At 70.9% G+C, this 14,449-nt stretch carries 13 protein-coding genes; 2 read left to right on the top strand and 11 right to left on the bottom strand.

The features are described 5' to 3' along the window. Window positions 1-875: 875 nt before the first annotated feature. On the top strand, window positions 876-2,258 hold the full coding sequence (locus FXF51_RS23440) for a glycosyltransferase family 39 protein (RefSeq protein ID WP_148436757.1): 1,383 nt from the start codon (window positions 876-878) through the stop codon (window positions 2,256-2,258). Between the two features lie 348 nt (window positions 2,259-2,606). Here FXF51_RS23440 and FXF51_RS23435 read toward each other — a convergent pair whose 3' ends face one another. Both FXF51_RS23435 and tyrS read right to left on the bottom strand, forming a co-directional pair. Continuing rightward, window positions 2,607-3,083, bottom strand: coding sequence for a hypothetical protein (locus tag FXF51_RS23435; RefSeq protein WP_148436699.1), 477 nt, complete (start codon window positions 3,081-3,083; stop codon window positions 2,607-2,609). A gap of 237 nt (window positions 3,084-3,320) precedes the next feature. Then, complete coding sequence (gene tyrS, locus FXF51_RS23430; protein WP_148436698.1) at window positions 3,321-4,589, bottom strand: tyrosine--tRNA ligase; 1,269 nt, start codon at window positions 4,587-4,589, stop codon at window positions 3,321-3,323. Window positions 4,590-4,779: 190 nt separating this feature from the next. Between tyrS and FXF51_RS23425 the strand changes: the two genes are divergently transcribed. After that, entirely contained in the window at window positions 4,780-5,079 is a 300-nt protein-coding gene (locus FXF51_RS23425) for a PH domain-containing protein (protein ID WP_222871420.1), read from the top strand. Here the strand turns inward: FXF51_RS23425 and FXF51_RS23420 are convergent. The 9 genes from FXF51_RS23420 to argC are packed head-to-tail and all read right to left on the bottom strand — an operon-like array spanning window position 5,019 to window position 14,286. Beyond that, window positions 5,019-5,963: a DNA-3-methyladenine glycosylase gene (locus FXF51_RS23420; protein ID WP_262379778.1), complete on the bottom strand. Its 945-nt coding sequence runs from the start codon at window positions 5,961-5,963 to the stop codon at window positions 5,019-5,021. The genes FXF51_RS23425 and FXF51_RS23420 overlap by 61 nt on opposite strands. Window positions 5,964-5,974: 11 nt before the next feature. Next, entirely contained in the window at window positions 5,975-7,396 is a 1,422-nt protein-coding gene (gene argH, locus FXF51_RS23415) for an argininosuccinate lyase (RefSeq protein WP_148436696.1), read from the bottom strand. A 32-nt stretch (window positions 7,397-7,428) separates the two neighbouring features. Next, window positions 7,429-8,628, bottom strand: a complete 1,200-nt coding sequence (locus FXF51_RS23410; RefSeq protein WP_148436694.1) for an argininosuccinate synthase — start codon at window positions 8,626-8,628, stop codon at window positions 7,429-7,431. A gap of 20 nt (window positions 8,629-8,648) precedes the next feature. Next, entirely contained in the window at window positions 8,649-9,155 is a 507-nt protein-coding gene (locus tag FXF51_RS23405; protein WP_148436692.1) for an arginine repressor, read from the bottom strand. Beyond that, window positions 9,152-10,072: an ornithine carbamoyltransferase gene (gene argF, locus FXF51_RS23400; protein WP_148436689.1), complete on the bottom strand. Its 921-nt coding sequence runs from the start codon at window positions 10,070-10,072 to the stop codon at window positions 9,152-9,154. The genes FXF51_RS23405 and argF overlap by 4 nt, the downstream gene beginning before the upstream one ends. Then, the gene (locus FXF51_RS23395) at window positions 10,069-11,232 is read right to left on the bottom strand and encodes an acetylornithine transaminase (protein ID WP_148436688.1); all 1,164 of its coding nucleotides are present in this window, start codon (window positions 11,230-11,232) and stop codon (window positions 10,069-10,071) included. The genes argF and FXF51_RS23395 overlap by 4 nt, the downstream gene beginning before the upstream one ends. Next, window positions 11,229-12,104 (bottom strand): acetylglutamate kinase, encoded by an 876-nt coding sequence (gene argB / locus FXF51_RS23390; RefSeq protein WP_148436686.1) that lies wholly within the window; start codon window positions 12,102-12,104, stop codon window positions 11,229-11,231. Before argB ends, FXF51_RS23395 begins: the two co-directional genes overlap by 4 nt. Next, entirely contained in the window at window positions 12,101-13,252 is a 1,152-nt protein-coding gene (gene argJ, locus FXF51_RS23385; protein ID WP_148436684.1) for a bifunctional glutamate N-acetyltransferase/amino-acid acetyltransferase ArgJ, read from the bottom strand. The genes argB and argJ overlap by 4 nt, the downstream gene beginning before the upstream one ends. Further along, window positions 13,249-14,286 carry an N-acetyl-gamma-glutamyl-phosphate reductase gene (argC, locus tag FXF51_RS23380; RefSeq protein WP_148436682.1) on the bottom strand — a complete coding sequence of 346 codons (1,038 nt, stop codon included), beginning with the start codon at window positions 14,284-14,286 and terminating at the stop codon, window positions 13,249-13,251. The genes argJ and argC overlap by 4 nt, the downstream gene beginning before the upstream one ends. Between the last annotated feature and the right edge of the window lie 163 nt (window positions 14,287-14,449).

Raw genomic sequence — 14,449 nt, 5'->3', positions numbered from 1 at the left:
TCATGCACTGGCTTTTGACACACTGTTGAGTTCTCAAGAAACGGACGCGTACATCCGGCACGAGCTCAGATCCCTGAACCCTAGCGCGGAGGCGCTATCTCGCTCTTCTCAATCTTATCCGATCGCCCTACCTCGTGTCAAATCGAGCGACTTGACTAGAAGTGGTTTGATCTTCCAGGATTGTGCGCCCCGTCTCCGAGGCAACCCTCGTAACTTACCGTGGCATCCGGCTCGTGTCGAATCAACCGATTTTCCGGTGATCTGAGCACGCCCGGAAGCCGCCCATGCTGGAGCACGCCGAAGCGGCTCTGCCTGGGTTGGCTCGTTTGTTTCAAGGGGCTTGCCCTGGGGCCCGTCCGCCTGACCGGCGTCCGGCTCACTCCCGGGGCGAAGTGAAAGATTAGGTCGCGATCCGCGCGACGTCAAATCGCCCCGCGCGGGTGCGTTCAGAGCGGGCACCGGATCAAGGTGGCGAGCGGTGTGGGCCAGGAGGGCGAGCATCACCGACCGGTGGCGGCCATCAAGGGTCAGCATCACCGACCGCGGCCCGGCGATCAGGGGCGAGCGGTGCGGGCCATGCCGGTAGGCGTCATCGAGGGCGGGTAACGAAGCCGTTGCCGGTAGGCGCGCGTTATGAAGGCGAGCGGTATTGCCGTTGCCGGTAGGCGCCGTCAACGGCGGGCAGTGCCGGCCCACTGCGGGTCGGCGGTGCTACCGGCCTCGGACGGCAAGCGGACGTCCGAAATGCAGCGCTCGGAGGTCCGAGGTGTACGGCAGAAAACGCGTATTCTGCCCCGGTGACCACTGCCGCCACACTCGCTCCCCCATCCCCTCGCCCTGCCACGCAGCGTCTGCGCAGCTCACCTCCCTGGTGGATGGCGCTGGTGGGCACGGTAACTGGGCTGTCAGGAACGGGTTCCGCCACGCTGAACGGCGACGAGCTCGCGACGATCAGCGCCGCCTCCCGTTCGCTGTCCGGAATGTTCGAGCTGGCACGCCACATCGACGGCCATTTTCTCCCCTACTACCTGTTCATGCACTTCTGGTCGATGGCGGGAACGTCGGAGCTGTGGCTGCGGTTGCCGTCGGCGCTGGCCATCGGGGTGGCGGCCTGGTTCCTGGTCGATCTGGGCCGGCGGCTGCACAGCGTGCGGGCGGGCGTGATCGGCGCGGGGATCTTCGCGATCCTGCCGTCCGTGTCCTATTACGGGGCGTTCGCCCGGTCGTATGCGTTCGCGGCAGCCGCGGTGGTGCTCTCGTTCTGGGCGCTGCATCGCGCCATCGAACGGCCTGGCGCGGCACGACGGTGGGTGCTGTATGGGGTGACGGTGGCGCTCGTCTGCTCCACGCATCTGTTCGCGGTGCTCGTCCTGCCCGCGCAGCTCCTGCTGCTCCGACGGGTGGTGGCGGTGCGGATGCTGGGCGCGCTGGCCGTGGGGTGCGTGCCCGCCGCCGTGCTGGGGTTGATCGGGTACGGGGAGCGGCACGCGATCAGCTGGATCCCGGAGCGGGGGCCGGAGGTGTGGCTCAAGTTCCCGAAGATGGCGGCGGGTGCCACCACGCTCGGGGTCGTGTTGTTCGTGATGGCGCTGGCCGGGGCGGTGGTGCTGTGGCGGGCGGCGGCCGGGCGTGGCGACAGGGTGTGGGCTCCGGTGCTGGCGGGCTGGCTGGTACTGCCGCCGGTGCTGCTGCTCGCGGTGTCGGTGCTCGTGACTCCGGCGTATGTGGATCGGTATCTGTTCGTGACGGCGCCCGCGCTGGCGCTGCTGGCCGGGCTGGCTGTGGCGGGGTTGCCGCGCTTCCAGGTCGTGGCGGCGGTGATGGTGGTGGTCGTCGGGTTCGGGCTGGCCTTCGCCGAGCATGCGGAGGTACGGGAGGAGGACGGGCGGTTCGAGAACATCCCGTGGGCGCTTCGGGTGATCAAGGCGGAACCGGACGACGCGATCGTCTACGGGCAGAGCCAGTTGCGGGCGGGCTTCGAGTACTACGCCGACTCCCTGATGCCGGTGGACGTGCTGCTGGCGAGGAGCGCGCCCGACCCCGACGGGTTCGGGTATTCGGAAGGGTCCGATGTCTCGGGGGCGCTGGCGGACCGGGAGCGGGTTTGGGTCGTGTGGCGGGGCACGAAACAGTCGGGGCTTGAGAGGGACTCCATCGACCGGGTGAGGGAAGTGGAGGATGCCGGGTTCGAGCTGAGCGCGGCCAAGCATTCGGGAGATCTGCCGGGGCTGACGGTGGCGTTGTTCACGCGTCGGTGAACTGCTGGGCGGTCGGTACGACGCGGCCGTCGGCGAACACCCGGAAACCCTGGCTCCGCCTGCGCATGGCCCAGAGCGCCCAGGGTCTCCGCCAGCCTGATCGAGTCGGCCTCAGAAGGTGCTCGTACGTAACACTCTCAGAAGGTGCTCGTACGTAACACTCTCAGAAGGTGCTCGTACGTAACACTCCAGCAGCCGGGCACCGGCCCCTCTTCGCCTTCGACCTGCGTAAGGCCCTGATGGCATGGTTCCCGTCCAAGGTCAGCAGCTTCTCCGTGATCTCGGTGCCGCCGATCTCCACCAGCGTCTGCGCGCAGCGTCGGCGCGATCCGTGGTGGGAGGAGGTCATCACGCTGCTGGCCGGGCGGATGGCCGACGCGTCGCCCTTGCTGCCGGGCGTCCTGGGGCGGGGGACGGAGCCGCGCGAGGGCGAGCCGGTGGCGGCCTCTTCCACGGGGATCTGCTTCTGGCGGCGGCCTGCCTCGTGGGGACGCCGCGCATCCGAGTGCCGTGGCTGCGCCGCGGAATCGTAGCCGCCTCGCCCGCCGCCAGCCGCGCCTCCAGGTACGGCACCGCGTCCCGGAAGGCGTACCGGTCGAGCAGGTCCTTCGCGGCCAAGTCGGGCAGCCGTTCCTTTCCGCTGTCCACGAAGCTGCGCAGTTCGACGTAGACCGGCAGCCGGGGCGACTCCTCCGGGTCGAACGTCTGCCCGGCGCGCGCGGTGAGCAGTTCCTCCCTGCCGGACGCCCTGGCCAGGCGGCGGGCCTCGTCGGGGCGACGGTAGCGGAGCGGCTCCTCCTCACGCATCCGAACCTGGACGTACATGGATTCCAGGTTGAGCGGCGGCGCAAGGCGTCCACGACGGCCTCGCGGTAGTCGAGGGCGCGGGCTGCGGGAACCCGGGGAGCAGGCCGGCCAGCACGGCCGCCGCCACCACGAAGGCGGGGCGGTCGTCGTCCAGATGTCCGCGGCCAACGGCATGTCGGGAGTATCACGCGAAAGCGGGCCTTTCGCAGTGCGAAAGGCCCGCTCGGGCAAGCAGGACGGGCAAGCAGGAGGGGGTCAGCCGACCGTGACGCCGCCGATCGACTTCTTGCCACGCCGCAGCACCATGAACCGCCCGTGCAGCAGGTCCTCGGCCACCGGCACGTACGCCTCGTCGGTGATCTTCTGGTTGTTGAGGTAGGCCCCGCCCTCCTTGACCGCCCGCCGCGCCGCCGACCTCGACTCGACCAGCCCGCTGTCGGCGAGCAGGTCGACGAAGGAGGCGCCGAGCGCGGGCACGGCGGCCTTGGGCACCTCGGCCAGTGCGGCCTCCAGGGTGGAGGCGGGCAGCTCTTCCAGAGCACCCTGACCGAACAGGGCCTTGGAGGCGGCCAGCACCGCGTCCAGCTCCTGACGGCCGTGCAGCAGTTCGGTGAGGTCCTCGGCCAGCGTGCGCTGGGCCTCGCGGGCGAAGGGCCGCTCGGCGACGGCCTTCTCCAGGGCCTCGATCTCCTCCCGGCCACGGAACGTGAACACCTTGAGGTAGTGGATCACGTCGCGGTCGTCGGAGTTGAGGAAGTACTGGTAGAAGGCGTACGGCGAGGTCATGGCGGGGTCGAGCCAGAGCGCGCCGCCCGCCGTCTTGCCGAACTTGGTGCCGTCGGCCTTGGTGATCAGCGGCTGGGTGATCACGTGCACGTGAGCGCCCTCGACGCGGCGGATCAGGTCGGCGCCCGCGGTGATGTTGCCCCACTGGTCGCTGCCGCCGATCTGCAGCGTGCAGTTGTAGCGGCGGAACAGCTCCAGGTAGTCGTTGGACTGCAGGAGCTGGTAGCTGAACTCGGTGTAGCTGAGGCCCTCACCCGCCAGGCGGGCGGAGACCGACTCCCTGGCCAGCATGCGGTTGACCGGGAAGTGCTTGCCGATGTCGCGCAGGAACTCGATGGCGCTCAGCTCGCCCGTCCAGTCGAGGTTGCTGACGAGGCGCGCCGGGTTGGGGCGCGACTCGTCGAAGTCGAGGAACCGGCCGACCTGCCCGCGCAGGCGTTCCACCCAGCCGGCGACGACGTCCGTGGAGTTGAGCGAACGCTCGGTGTTACGGCCGCTCGGGTCGCCGATCAGGCCGGTGGCGCCGCCGACGAGGCCGATCGCGTTGTGGCCCGCGAGCTGGAAGCGGCGCAGCGTCAGCAACGGCACGAAGTGTCCGACGTGCAGGGACGCCGCCGTCGGGTCGAAGCCGCAATAGACCGTGATCGGTGCCTTGGCCATGGACGCGCGCACGGCGTCGAGGTCGGTGGACTGGGCGATCAGGCCTCGCCACGCGAGGTCGTCAAGGATGTCGGTCACGGTGATCTGGCTTTCCTGTTCGGATGCGGATGCCTTTAAGCCTGCCCGATCAGTCAGGATGCGCGCCACTTGGATACGCTGGGTGTCCATGTGGAGGGTCCGTCGCGAGCTGGCCGTTTTCAAGATCTTAGGGGCTCTGGTGTGTGCCGGGCTCGGCGTTTACTGGTGGTTCGAGGGTGATTCCCGGGGTGTGATCCTAGCTGTCCCCGCGGCCGTGCTGGTGGGCGCGATGGGGCTGCGTGACGTCCTCGTCCCGGTACGGCTGGCGGCCGATCCGAGCGGCATCACCGTGGTGCACGGGTTCGCGGGCAAGCGGCACGTGCCGTGGGAGGCGATCTGGGACATCAAGGTCGATGTACGCAGGCGCTGGGGGCTGCGCAGCGAGATGCTGGAGATCGACACCGGCGACAACCTGCACATCTTCAGCCCTCACGACCTGGGCACCTCACCGACGGAGGTGGCCGCGGCGCTGCGGCGGCGGGGGACGTGAGCGCGGTACGGGGACACGGTGGCGTCGCCGTCGATCCAGAACCGCCAAGGGGTCTGCTTGGCCGTCGAGACGCCGGTGCGGGGGCCTGACCTGATCAGCGCCGGGTCGGCCGGGCGGCCTTCGAGCACGGTGAGTGAGCCGTGGGGGCGGCCGGAGGGTGAGCCTTCGAGGATGGCGTCGAGGCCGTTGTGGTCGCGGAGCAGGCCGAGGGCGACCGCCAGCCGCGCGGGCCCGCGCGCCAGGTCGCGCTCGGCGATCGGCTTCCCGGCCGGGCGGCGAGCGCCGGCCTCAGGCTGCGGGCCACGGCCGATGGCCGGTACGTCGCCCGGGCCGGGGATGCGCGCCTGATCAAGCGAGCCACCCGGGCCGGGGATGCGCGCCTGATCGAGCGAGTCGCCCGATCCGCGGGTGCGCACCTGATCGAGCGAGTCGCCCGATCCGCGGGTGCGCGCCTGATCGGGCAGGTCACGGCCGGTGGCCGGTTTGGCGGACGTGCGGCGGGCGAGGGCCTCGGGGACGCCCGCCACCACCTCGCCCGCCCGCAGCAGCACGGCGGAGCCGGAGCCGTCGGGCAGGCAGACGAGGTTGGCGCAGAAGTGCATGCCGTAGGTGAAGTACACGTACAGGTGCCCGGGAGGCCCGAACATGACCGCGTTGCGGGGTGTCCTGCCCCGGTACGTGTGCGCCGCCGGATCCTCGCCGGGCCCGCCGTACGCCTCGACCTCGGTCAGGCGTACGGCGACGGGCCCGTGCACGAGGACGCGCCCGAGCAGGTCGGGCGCCACCTCGTGGGACGGCCGGTCGAAGAAGCTCCGCGGCAGCGGCGCCGGGCTGAGCTCCCCGCCCCGCTCGAAGCTCAGCTCTCCGCCCCCATCAAGGCTCACGGGCTCGAAGCTCAGCTCCCCGCGGCCCATGCCGCCTGCGCGTCGACCGCCTCGCGCAGCGCGATGAGCTGGTCGCGGACGCGGTCGGGCGCGGTGCCGCCGTGGGCCTTGCGGGCGGCCAGGGCGCCGGGCACGCTGAGCACGTCGCGCACGTCGGGCGTCAGGTGCGGCGAGACCTTGGCCAGCTCGTCGTCACTGAGCTCGCCGAGGTCCTTGTCGTTGACCTGGCACCACACGACGAGGTGGCCGACGGCCTCGTGCGCGTCGCGGAACGGCACCCCGCGCCGGACGAGCAGCTCGGCCAGGTCGGTGGCCAGGGCGTAGCCGTCGGGGGCGGAGGCCTCCATGCGCGCGGTGTTGACCCGCATGGTGGCGACCAGGCCGGCCATCGCGGGCAGGACGAGCAGCAGCGTGTCGACCGCGTCGAACACCGGCTCCTTGTCCTCCTGGAGGTCGCGGTTGTAGGTGAGCGGCAGGCCCTTGAGGGTGGTCAGCAGCGACATGAGGTTGCCGATGAGCCGGCCGGACTTGCCGCGGGCCAGCTCGGCCACGTCGGGGTTCTTCTTCTGCGGCATGATCGACGAGCCGGTGGAGTAGGCGTCGTCCATCTCGATCCAGCGGAACTCCTGCGAGGCCCACAGGACGATCTCCTCGCCCAGCCGCGACAGGTGCACGCCGATCATGGCCGCGTCGAACAGGAACTCGGCCGCGAAGTCGCGGTCGGCGACGGCGTCCATGGAGTTGGGCGCGGCGGCGGCGAAGCCCAGCTCCTGGGCGACGGCCTGCGGGTCGAGCGGCAGGGAGGAGCCCGCGAGGGCGCCGGCGCCGAGCGGGGAGATCGCGGCGCGCTTGTCCCAGTCGGTGATGCGGTCGATGTCGCGCGCGAAGGCGTGCACGTGGGCCAGGAGCTGGTGGCCGAACGAGACCGGCTGCGCGTGCTGCAGGTGCGTCATGCCCGGCGCGGCGGTCTCGGCGTGCTGCTCGGCCTGGGCCATCAGCGCGGTCTCCAGCTCGACCAGCCGGGAGACGACCGAGCGGGCGTGGTCGCGGAGATACAGGCGCAGGTCGGTGGCGATCTGGTCGTTGCGCGAGCGGCCGGCGCGGAGCTTGCCGCCGAGCGAGCCGAGCCGCTCCAGCAGGCCGCGCTCCAGCGCGGTGTGCACGTCCTCGTCGGCGACCGTCGGCCGGAACTCGCCGGCCTTGCACGCCTGCTCCAGGTCGTCGAGCGCGCCGATCATGCGTTCGAGCTCCTCGGCGGTCAGCAGCCCCGCCCTGTGCAGCACGCGGGCGTGCGCCCTGGACGCCGCCAGGTCGTACGGCACCAGCCGCCAGTCGAAGTGCACACTCACCGACAGCCGGGCCAGCGCGTCGGACGGGCCGCTCTCGAAGCGTCCGCCCCACAGCCGCATCGGCTTGCCATCACTCACCGTCATCTCCTTCGCGTCCCCCGAGACCATAGTGCAACTCAGCCCTTCCTCGCGTCCCGGGCCGCCGCGATCTTGGCGGGCAGGGAGAACAGCTGGACGAAGCCCTTCGCCAGGGACTGGTCGAAGGTGTCGCCCGTGTCGTACGTGGCGAGCGAGAAGTCGTACAAAGAGTCCACGGAGCGGCGGCCGGTCACGGTCGCGTTGCCGCCGTGGAGTGTCATCCTGATGTCGCCGTTGACGTGCTTCTGCGCGTCGGCGATGAGCGCGTCGAGCGCGCTCTTGAGTGGCGAGAACCACAGGCCGTCGTAGACGAGCTCGCTCCAGCGCTGGTCGACGCCGCGCTTGAAGCGGGCCAGGTCGCGCTCGACGGTGACGTTCTCCAGCTCCATGTGGGCGGCGATGAGGGCGACGGCGCCGGGCGCCTCGTACACCTCGCGCGACTTGATGCCCACCAGGCGGTCCTCGACCATGTCGATGCGGCCCACGCCCTGGGCGCCCGCGCGCCGGTTGAGCTCGTCGATGATCTCGTACGGCGTGAGCGTCCGCCCGTCGAGGCCGGTGGGCACGCCCTGCTCGAAGGTGATCACGACCTCGTCGGGCTCGCGCGCCAGCGTCGGGTCGGCGGTGTAGGAGTACACCTCTTCGGTGGGGCCGTTCCAGATGTCCTCCAGGAAGCCGGTCTCGACGGCGCGGCCCCACAGGTTCTGGTCGATGGAGAACGGGTTCTTCTTCGAGGTCTCGATGGGCAGGCCCTTGGCCTCGGCGTACTCGATGGCCTTGTCGCGCGTCCAGGCGAAGTCCCTGGCGGGGGCGATGATCTGCAGGTCGGGGGCGAGGGCGGCCAGGCCGGCCTCGAAGCGGACCTGGTCGTTGCCCTTGCCGGTGCAGCCGTGGGAGACGATCGTGCCGCCGAACTGCTTGGCGGCCGTGACGAGGTGCTTGACGATCAGCGGGCGCGACAGCGAGGAGACCAGCGGGTAGCGGTCCATGTAGAGGGCGTTGGCCTGGAGGGCCGGCACGCAGAAGTCGGCGGCGAACTCCTCCTTGGCGTCCACCACGACAGATTCGACGGCGCCGCAGTCGACGGCGCGCTTCTGGATGACGTCCATCTCCTCGCCGCCCTGGCCGAGGTCCACGGCGACGGCGACGACCTCGGCGTTCATCTTCTCGGCGAGGTACGGGATGGCGACCGAGGTGTCGAGGCCGCCTGAGTAGGCGAGCACTACTCTGTCGGGCATTTCACAATCTCCAAAGTCTGCTAGCTTCGCCGGTCGGCGACCTTCAGCAGCGCCTCGGCGAGGGCCTGGCCGCCCGCCGGGTCGCGGCTGATCACGAGGATGGTGTCGTCGCCCGCGACCGTGCCGAGGATGGACTCCCAGTCGGCGTGGTCGATGGCTGAGGCGAGGAACTGTGCCGCGCCCGGCGGTGTCCGTACGATGACCAGGTTGGCCGAGGCCTCCGCGCCGACGAGCAGCTCCTCCGCGATGCGGTGCAGGCGGGCGGCCGGGCTCTCGCCGGTGCCCAGCCGGGTCAGCGGGATCCGGCCGCCGCCCTCGCCGGGCAGCGCGTAGACCAGGGAGCCGTCGTCGGCGCGCAGCTTGAGCGCGCCGAGCTCGTCGAGGTCACGCGAGAGCGTGGCCTGTGTGACCTCGACGCCGCTCTCGGCGAGCAGCTTGGCCAGCTCGGGCTGGGAGCGCACGGCCTTCCGCTCCAGCAGGTCGGTGATCTTCGCCTGCCGCGCGGCCTTGGTCATCGGGATCATCATGTGCGAGACACTAGCCAGTGCAGCAAGGCCTTCTGGGCGTGCAGCCGGTTCTCCGCCTGGTCCCACACGACGCTCTGCGGGCCGTCGAGCACCTCGGGGGTGATCTCGTAGTCGCGGTAGGCGGGCAGGCAGTGCAGGACGACGGCGTCGGGCGCGGCGTGCCCGAGGAGTTCGGAGTTGACCTGGTACGGCATGAGCGCGGCCACCCTCTCCTCCTTGCCGTCCTGGCCCATCGAAACCCACGTGTCGGTGGCGATCACGTGCGCGCCCTGCGCGGCGGCGGCCGGGTCGGTCAGCGCCACCACCGAGCCGCCGGTCCTGGCGGCGATGGCGGCGGCCTGGTCGAGGATGACGGCGTCGGGCTGGTAGCCGGCGGGCGCGGCGACGCGTACGTGCATGCCGGCCGTGGCGCCGCCGAGCAGGTAGGAGTGGGCCATGTTGTTGGCGCCGTCGCCGACGTAGGTGAGGGTGAGCCCGGCGGTGCGGCCCAGCTTCTCCTGGATGGTCTGCAGGTCGGCGAGGATCTGGCAGGGGTGGAACTCGTCGGTGAGCGCGTTGACGACCGGCACCCGCGAGTGGGCGGCCATCTCGTCGATGAGCTCCTGGCCGGCGGTGCGCCAGACGATGGCGGACACCTGCCGGTCGAGCACCCGGGCGAGGTCGGCTGTGGGCTCGCCGCGGCCCATGAGGACCGAGACGTTGTCCACGATCAGCGGCAGGCCGCCGAGCTCGCCGATGCCGGTGTGGAAGGAGACGCGGGTCCTGGCCGACGGCTTGTCGAACAGGACGGCGACGCTCTGCGGGCCTTCGAAGGGCCGGTAGCCGAACCTGTCCTTCTTCATGGCGGCGGCGAGGTCGAGCACCTCGGCCTGCTCGGCCGGGCTCAAGTCGTCGTCACGCAGGAAATGCCTCGTCATCGGGCTGCCTCAAGAATCTCTGGGAACGCGGACACGAACGCGTCCACCTCCGCGGCTGTCACGATCAGCGGGGGCGCGATGCGCACGGCGTCCGGCTGCAGGGCGTTGACCAGGAAGCCGGCGTTCGCGGCGGCCTTCTGGACCTCGGCCGAGCGGGGCTCGGCCAGCACGGCGGCCAGCCACAGGCCGCGCCCGCGCACACTCTTGAGCAGCGGGTGGGAAACGGCCTCCAGCCCGCCGCGCAGCCGGTCGGCGACCGTCCTGACGTGGCCGATGTCGACGTGGTCGAGCACGGCGAGCGCCGCGGCGCAGGAGACGGGGTTGCCGCCGAACGTGGAGCCGTGGTCGCCCTTCTCGAACAGCTTGCCCACGTCGCCGAAGCCGACGCAGGCGCCGATCGGCAGGCCGCCGCCCAGGCCCTTGGCCAGGGTGAGGATGTCGGGGGTGACGCCGTCGGCCTGGTGCGCGAACCAGTGGCCCGAGCGGCCGATGGCCGACTGGATCTCGTCGGCCACCAGCAGCGCGCCGGTGGAGTCGCAGATCTCGCGGGCGGCCTCGAAGTAGCCGTCGGGCGGCGGCACCACGCCGGCCTCGCCCTGGGTGGGCTCCAGGAAGAGCGCGATGCAGTCGCCGGTCACGGCGTCCTTGAGCGCGTCGGCGTCGCCGTACGGGACGAACCGGACGGGCACGGGGAACGGGCCGAACTGGTCGCGGATGGCCTTCTTGCCCGTCAGGGACAGGGCGCCGATGGTGCGGCCGTGGAAGCCGTTCTCGGCGGCCACGAAGTAGGAGCGGCCCTCGCGCCTGCCGTACTTGAGCGCCAGCTTGTAGGCGGCCTCGTTGGCCTCGGTGCCCGAGTTGGCCAGGAAGACCCGGGCGGGGGCGTCCAGCAGGGCGCGCAGCCGCTCGGCGAGCAGCACCTCCGGCTCGTGCAGGAACAGGTTGCTGGTGTGCGCGATGGTGGCGACCTGCTTGGAAACGGCCTCGACCAGGGCCGGGTGGGCGTGGCCGAGCGAGCTGGTCGCGATGCCGGCGATGAAGTCGAGGTACTCCTTGCCGTCCACGTCCCACACGCGGGAGCCCTCGCCTCGCGCCAGGGCGACCGGGGGGACGCCGTAGTTGGGCATGAAGGCGTTCTCGAACCTCTCGAACAGGCTCATGAGGGCATCACCATCGTTCCGATTCCTTCATTGGTGAAGATCTCCAGCAGCAGGGAGTGCGGCACCCGGCCGTCGAGGACGTGCGCCCGCGGCACCCCGCCCTGCACGGCCGTGAGGCACGCCTCCATCTTCGGCACCATGCCGCTGGACAGGGTGGGCATCATCGTTTCCAGCTCGGCCGCGGTGAGCAGGTCGATGACGTCGGTGTCGTCGGGCCAGTTGGCGTACAGGCCCTCGACGTCGGTCAGGACGATCAGCTTGTGCGCCTGGAGCGCCACGGCCAGCGCGGCGGCGGCGGTGTCGGCGTTGACGTTGTAGATCTCGTTGTCGTCGCCCCTGGCCACGCTGGAGATGACCGGGATGCGGCCGTTGTCCAGCAGGGCGTTCACGGCGCCGGGGTCGACCTTGGTGATCTCGCCGACCTGGCCGATGTCGACCGGCTTGCCGTCCACGACGGCCTGCTTGCGCACGGCGGTGAACAGGTGGGCGTCCTCGCCCGACATGCCGACGGCGAACGGGCCGTGCCGGTTGACCAGGCCGACGATGTCGCGGTTGACCTGGCCGGTGAGCACCATCCTGACGACCTGCATGGCCTCGGGCGTGGTGACCCGCAGGCCGGCGGTGAACGTGGACTCGATGCCCGCCTTGTCCAGCGCGCTGCTGATCTGCGGGCCGCCGCCGTGCACGACGACGGGGCGCAGCCCGGCCTGGTGCAGGAAGACGACGTCCTCGGCGAAGCCCTGCTTGAGGACTTCCTCCGTCATGGCGTTGCCGCCGTACTTGATGACGACGGTCGCGCCGTGGAAGCGGGTCAGCCAGGGCAGCGCCTCGATCAGCGCTTCAGCCTTGGTCTGCGCGGTGGTCAGCCTCATGAGGAGTACGCCGAGTTCTCGTGCACGTAGTCGGCCGTGAGGTCGGTGGTGTGCACGGTGGCGGTGTGCGGGCCGGCCGACAGGTCGATGGTGATCGTCACGTCACGGGGGCGCATGTCCACCTTGGAGCGGTCGTCGCCGACGGCGCCGCCGCGGCAGATCCAGATGCCGTTGATGGCCACGTTGAGCCGGTCCGGCTCGAACACCGCGTCGGTGGTGCCGACGGCGGCCAGGACGCGGCCCCAGTTGGGGTCCTCGCCGTGGATGGCGCACTTGAGCAGGTTGGAGCGGGACACGGAGCGGCCGACCTTGACGGCGTCGGCCTCGGAGGCGGCGCCGACGACCTCGATGGCGATGGCCTTGGAGGCGCCCTCGGCGTCCACGAGGAGCTGCCTGGCCAGGTCGGCGCAGACGTCGGTGACGCGCTGCTCGAACTCGGCCAGGTCGGGCTTGACCCCGGCGGCGCCGCTGGCCAGCAGCAGCACGGTGTCGTTGGTGGACATGCAGCCGTCGGTGTCGAGCCGGTCGAACGTCACGGACGTGGCCCTGCGCAGCACGGCGTCGAGCTGCTCGCTGGTCAGGTCGGCGTCGGTGGTGATCACGCAGAGCATGGTGGCCAGGGCGGGGGCGAGCATGCCCGCGCCCTTGGCCATGCCGCCGACCATGTAGCCGGTGCCGCGCTTGAAGGAGATCTTGGAGACGGTGTCGGTGGTGCGGATGGCGTCGGCGGCGGCCAGGCCGCCGTCGCGGGAGAGCTGGCCCGCGGCGGTGCCGACGCCGGTCAGCAGCTCGTCCATCGGCAGCCGCTCGCCGATCAGGCCGGTGGAGCAGACCGCGATCTCGCCCGCGGAGTCCTCCAGCGCCTCGGCGACCTTCTCGGCGGTCGCGTGGGTGTCCTGGAAGCCTTCAGGGCCGGTGCAGGCGTTGGCTCCGCCGGAGTTGAGCACCACCGCTCGCAGCCGCCCGCCGGCCAGGACCTGCTGTGACCACAGCACAGGGGCGGCCTTCACGCGGTTGGCGGTGAAGACGCCCGCGGCGGCGCGGCTCGGCCCGTCGTTGACGACGAGGGCCAGGTCGCGGGCGCCGCCGGATTTGATCCCGGCGGCGACGCCCGCGGCCCGGAAGCCGAGGGGGGCGGTAACACTCATGGAGCAACTCCTGTCGTGGGGAGGCCGAGCTCTTCCGGCAGGCCGAGGGCGAGGTTCACGCTCTGCAGGGCGCCCCCGGCGGTGCCCTTGGTGAGGTTGTCGATGGCGATGACGGCGACCACGCGGTTCGCGCGCGGGTCGAGCGTCACCTGCAGCGCCGCGGTGTTGGCGCCATAGGTCATGGCGGTGGCGGGCCACACGCCCTCGGGCAGGAGGTGGACGAACGGCTCGTCCTTCAGCGCGACCTCGTACGCCGAGCGCAGCGACTCCCCGGTGACGCCGGGCGCGGCGGGGGCGGAGCAGGTGGCGAGGATGCCGCGGCTCATGGGGGCCAGGGTCGGGGTGAACGACACCCGGACGGGCGTGCCCGCGACGGCTGACAGGCCCTGCTCCATCTCGGGGGTGTGCCGGTGGACGCCGCCGACGCCGTACGCGCTGACCGAGCCCATGACCTCGCTGCCGAGCAGGTTGGGCTTGAGCGACTTGCCGGCGCCGCTGGTGCCGCTGGCGGCCACCACGACCACGTCCGGCGCGGCCAGGCCGGCGGCGAAGGCGGGCGTCATGGCGAGCAGCACGGAGGTCGGGTAGCAGCCGGGGACGGCGATGCGCTTGGCGCCCTTGAGCACCTCGCGCTGGCCGGGCAGCTCGGGCAGGCCGTAGGGCCAGGTGCCGGCGTGCTCGCCGCCGTAGAACTCCTGCCAGGCGGCGGGGTCGGAGAGCCGGTGGTCGGCTCCGCAGTCGACCACCACCGTGTCCGGGCCGAGCTGGGCGGCGACGGCACCGGAGTGGCCGTGCGGCAGTGCCAGGAAGACCACGTCATGGCCGGCGAGCGCGTCGGCCGTGGTGTCCTCGATGATGCGGCCGGCGAGCTGCGGCAGGTGGGGCTGGTGGGCGCCGAGCCGGCTGCCGGCGCTGGAGGCGGCGGTGAGCGCGCCGATCTCGAATTCGGGGTGCCCGAGAAGGAGGCGGAGCAGCTCCCCTCCCGCGTAGCCGCTGGCTCCCGCGACCGCTGCCCTCAATGCGACCCCCTGCATGATTATGCATCAACACTCATGACCTTGCTTGTGAAGATGATGCACTCTAGAGGATGAACATGCAAGCCAGAGCAGGGTTGACGCCCGCATCGTGAGACTTGTCACCTACAGGTGAGGTGCAAGGCGGGGGCGTCATGATGGCGGCCATGACCGAATTCTTGTC

This window comes from Nonomuraea sp. PA05, from assembly GCF_008086045.1.
GTDB lineage: Bacteria > Actinomycetota > Actinomycetes > Streptosporangiales > Streptosporangiaceae > Nonomuraea > Nonomuraea monospora.
Note: the sequence above shows the minus strand (reverse complement) of the source record. Positions and strands in the feature narration are given on the sequence as shown.